This is a genomic window from Bartonella sp. TS25HLJMH (assembly GCF_042193505.1).
In the GTDB taxonomy this organism is placed as follows: Bacteria; Pseudomonadota; Alphaproteobacteria; order Rhizobiales; family Rhizobiaceae; genus Bartonella; species Bartonella grahamii.
This window is the reverse complement of sequence record NZ_JBHILV010000011.1, coordinates 57,590-62,142: the sequence shown is the minus strand read 5'-3', so window position 1 is coordinate 62,142 and position 4,553 is coordinate 57,590. Positions and strand designations below refer to the sequence as shown.

Here is a 4,553-nt window from a genome sequence, read left to right as displayed (position 1 = left end):
CTTTAAAACTCTTTGAGAAAAAATAAATTGGTACAAAACCTAGTGGCAAAATATACAAAACCCGCTGACAAGCTACAAAGCTACAACAGCTACAAAGCTACATACATACATACAGCTATACTGGCTGGGGAACTTGGATTCGAACCAAGATTGACGGAGTCAGAGTCCGCTGTTCTACCATTAAACTATTCCCCAATAAGCCAATTTTATCATCTCTAGCAGATTCTACAGTGTAGGCAAGCGCAAAAAATCTTTAGATTATCGATAATAAAGGGCGATAGGAATGTCATTGATTGTTTTGATTTGAATATCAACATCATAAATGTCTTTAAGAACTTCTGGTTGCATAATTTCTTTGGGAGTTCCACAATAGGCTGCTTTTCCATTTTTCAGTGCAACAATCATATCTGAATAAGATGAGGCAAAATTAATATCGTGCATAACAATAAGAATGGTTTTTTTCAGTTCATCAGCTGTGCGGCGTAATTGCTTCATCATAGAAACGGCATGTTTCATATCCAGATTGTTTAATGGTTCATCTAAGAGAAGATAATCAGTATCTTGGCAGATAACCATGGCTATAAAAGCGCGTTGACGCTGACCGCCAGAAAGCTCATCTAAAAAACGGTCTTTTAAATCTTGTAAGCCGAGATAGCGTAGAGCACTGTCGATAAATTGTTTATCTTCATGTGTATACCAGCCTTTTGAATAAGGATAGCGTCCGAAACTTACTAAATCGTACACGGTTAAACGGAAGGATAAAGGATTATCTTGACGCAGAATTGAGAGTTTTTGAGCCAAAATGTCGTGGGGCATTTTATCAATATCAAAGCCGTCGATATGAATTGTACCATTATGGTGTGGCAAAAGACGTCTTATCAGCATTAAAAGAGTTGATTTTCCCGAACCATTTGGCCCAATGAGAGAAATAATTCCCCCTTTGGGAAGATGAAGGCATAAATTATCGATAATCAATCGTGCTCCGTAAGCCTTGGAAAGATGATTGATCTCAATCATTTCAGTTTTCCCTTCATTAGTAGCATTAAGAAAACAATACCCCCACAAAACTCAATGATAAAACTTAAACGTCCTGCCATGTGAAAAATTTGCTCTAAAATAAATTGTCCCCCCACCAAACAAATAATTGCTAATAATATTGCAATCGGCACAACAACACTGTGTTTTGCTTGAGGAGAAATTTCATAGGAAAGGTTGGCAACTAACAGTCCAAAAAAGGTGACGGGGCCTACCAATGCGGTAGAAATGGAAACGAGAATGGAAACAAAAATAAGGACAGCTGTTGCACTTTTGTGGTAATTAACGCCAAGATTAAGAGCGTTATCACGTCCCAAAGCCAAAATATCAAGAAGATGACGGGAATGCCATCCAATCAGACTCACAATGAAGACAATGATTGTGGCAAAGCTTATGAGTGATGTATTAAATTTATTAAAATTTGCAAACATAATATCCGTTAAATTCATCATTTGGTCTGGATTTAATTGCAATTGCATAAACATCCGTAAACTGAAAAAAAAGCCGCCTAAAACAACACCAATTAAAAGCGTTAAGTGAAGTCCTTTTAGGCTTCCTGAAAATAGCCAGCGAAAAAGGCTTATTGAAAAAAGAATAAGAATGAGGGCTTCGAGAATGAGTTGTCCTTCTTCATTTAAAAAGGGCAAAGAAAGAGAGCCTACAAAATATATCAGAACAGTCTTTATTAAAATATAAAGCTGATCAAATCCCATAATTGAAGGGGTAAGAAGACGGTTATTAACGATTGTTTGAAATAAAACCGTAGAAACGCTTATTGCATAGGCAATAAGAAGCAGAGAGGAAAGTTTTGTAAGACGAAATGTCCATGTATAAACATTGATATTCCACGTCATGTAAAGACTAATGACAGTACATGCTATGATAATAAGTGTTGTTAGTACACATATTGTTTTTCTTCTTCTATCCAAGACGCTTTCTCCAGCGTAATAGCAGTATCATAAAAATAAAACTACCGATTACACCCATCATAGTGCTGATGGGAATTTCAAGAGAGGGATGAATTATTCGTCCTACAAGATCACAAATCAAGACCAATCCTGCACCGCTGATGGCCACCCAAGGAGCAGTACGGCGCATATTATCGCCCATGAAATTTGACACAAGGTTGGGAACAATGAGTCCAACAAAAGGAATACGGCCAATTGTACAGACAACAACAGCAGTGATTGAGGCGACAATAAAAAGACCCCAAAACATGACAATACGATAATTCAATCCAAGGTTATTGGTTAGATCTTCTCCCAAACTTGCAACCGTGAAGCGATCAGCAGTACAATAGGCTAGAATACAAAGGGGAAGGGATAGCCATAAGAGCTCATATTTTCCTTCAAGAACCATTGAAAAACTGCCAAATAAGTAAGCTTGAAGAGAGGGAAGTAACATTTCATAATCTGCAATGGCATTGGTTAAAGAGCCAATAATATAGCTTAGCATAATCCCTGTAAGGGGTACAATGAGAGCAGATTTTAGAGGAATGCGGCGCAATAAAAACATAAAAAGTAAAGTGCCTGTCATGGCAAAAAGTGTCGCAACGGCCATTTTTCCTAAAACAGAAATATCGGGCAAAAAAATCATAATAAAAAGAATGCCAAGAGAAGCAGATTCAACAGTTCCAGCGGTTGATGGCTCGACAAAGCGATTTCGTGTCAATAGTTGCATAATCATACCTGAAAGTGCAAGTGACGCACCTACTAAAAGAATTGAAATGGTACGAGGAAGACGTGTTTGCCAAAAAATAAGCCACGCATGGGGATCGGCTGCAAAAAGGTCAAAAGGCTTGACATCAGAATAACCAACAAAAATGCTGAGGATAGACAGGAGAATGAGAAGTGTTATGGTTATCCAGTAATTCTTCACGTTAAATCATTTTCTAACAAAACCTAAAAAAGCAAAGACTGCTTAATAAACAACCTCTGCTTTTAAATTTTATTTATATAGCAAGCAAGCTCTTTTGTACGCTTATTTGCTCTTTGTAAAGGCTTCATTGATTTGCTTAGCGGTTTCAATGAGTCCCGTTAAACCACCACTTGCACGATACCAGCTCCAAGAGTCCAAATAAATAATTTGATTTTGTTTGCTTGCTGTTGTGCGGTGAACAAGCTCATTGTTAAGCAATTGTGCTGCAGATTGCCCTTCACGTCCAATTGCGGCATCCCGATCAATCACCAACAACCAATCAGGATTTGTCTCAAGAATAAATTCAGGAGAAATGAGCTGTCCATGTTTTTGTACAGTGAGTTTATCGGTTGCTGGGGCAATTCCAAAAGCGGAATGCAAAATATCAAAACGTGATTTTGGTCCTAAGGCACTGATTTTTCCACCAGAGGTCATGAGTACAAGACCATGGCCTTTTCCTTTAGTATTTTTACGAACTTCAGCTAAAGTTTCATTGAGTTTTGCAATTTCTGCTGCAGCTTCTTTTTCTTTGCCAAAAATTTTGCCAAGGATAGACACATTCCGTTCAATATCTGCAAGAGAGTTTTCATTTCCTACAGTTAGATCAATTGTTGGAGCGATTTTGGATAAATCGTTATATTTTGCTTGAGTTCTGGAGGAAATGATAATCAAATCAGGTTGAAGAGTGGCAATTTTTTCATAATCGGGTTCAAAAAGGGTACCAATTTTTTCATATTTTGCATCATCAAATTGTTGCAGATAGGATGGTTTTTTTCCTTCAGGAATACCGATAACCGCTTTGATACCAAGGCGATTCATATTATCAAGAGAGGCAATATCAAACACAACAACCTTTTGCGGAGAAGCAGGAACAGGAGTCGTGCCTGCAACATGATTAATTGTTACATTTGTTTGAGTACTCGTATTTGCAATACTCGTCTGTGTCCATAAAGCTGTTGCAAAGCTGGTTGCAACCAGTAAAACAGAAGTTATCCGTTTCATATATTTTATCATCGTAATTTTATCCTTTTATCTAATATTACAAGGGGTTGCGCACTTAAAAACTTAACTTTGGTATTTTTATGCACAAAATGGAGCGTAAATAAATAACAGTATGTTGTAAAATTGACTAACATATGTTACAAATTGTTCACTTACCTCATTTTCACTTAATTCTAGTGTTTTTGCAACATTATTTAGAAAGTTTAACATATGACCAATGTATTTAAAAAGCGTACAAGTCTGTACGCACTGACAACAAGTGCTCTCTTCTTTTTACAAGGTGTAGATTCTTCTATGGAGGTGATGGGTAATCGGTTGTTATTGCCGAGCTTCGGAACATCTTTATCATACGCAAATGCAGTTACACCTTCTCCAGCTGCACCTTCTCCAGCTGCACCTTCTTCAGGTGAATCCAAGGGTATTATAGCTGGGGGTGCATCGGGGACTGTGCGTAAGAATCAGAAGGTATACTTACCTATTACTAGTTGTCACTCTAGTGAACAGAATGCTATTGTTGATCTTGGTAGTCTAATGAGCTATTCAGGTAATAGTGTTCCACGTGCTGGTGCTGCTGTTCCACGTGCTGGTGCTGCTGTTCC

Annotated in this window: 5 protein-coding genes and 1 tRNA gene; 1 reads left to right on the top strand and 5 read right to left on the bottom strand. The window is 37.7% G+C overall.

Annotation, left to right across the window (positions count from 1 at the left end):
* Positions 1-121 precede the first annotated feature (121 nt).
* From ACFINF_RS06345 to ACFINF_RS06325, 5 genes are all read right to left on the bottom strand, one after another.
* Positions 122-195 (bottom strand) — tRNA-Gln (locus tag ACFINF_RS06345).
* A 63-nt stretch (positions 196-258) separates the two neighbouring features.
* On the bottom strand, positions 259-1,017 hold the full coding sequence (locus ACFINF_RS06340) for an ABC transporter ATP-binding protein (RefSeq protein ID WP_375620138.1): 759 nt from the start codon (positions 1,015-1,017) through the stop codon (positions 259-261).
* On the bottom strand, positions 1,014-1,964 hold the full coding sequence (locus ACFINF_RS06335; protein WP_375620137.1) for an iron chelate uptake ABC transporter family permease subunit: 951 nt from the start codon (positions 1,962-1,964) through the stop codon (positions 1,014-1,016). Before ACFINF_RS06335 ends, ACFINF_RS06340 begins: the two co-directional genes overlap by 4 nt.
* Positions 1,957-2,913, bottom strand: coding sequence for an ABC transporter permease (locus ACFINF_RS06330; protein ID WP_375620136.1), 957 nt, complete (start codon positions 2,911-2,913; stop codon positions 1,957-1,959). The genes ACFINF_RS06335 and ACFINF_RS06330 overlap by 8 nt, the downstream gene beginning before the upstream one ends.
* A 102-nt stretch (positions 2,914-3,015) precedes the next feature.
* A complete protein-coding gene (locus ACFINF_RS06325; protein WP_375620135.1) occupies positions 3,016-3,966 on the bottom strand; it encodes a siderophore ABC transporter substrate-binding protein in 951 nt (316 codons plus the stop codon).
* A gap of 198 nt (positions 3,967-4,164) precedes the next feature.
* On the opposite strand from ACFINF_RS06325, the gene ACFINF_RS06320 reads away from it, so the two are divergent.
* Positions 4,165-4,553: hypothetical protein (locus ACFINF_RS06320; RefSeq protein ID WP_375620134.1), on the top strand; the 389-nt coding region annotated here is incomplete at its 3' end.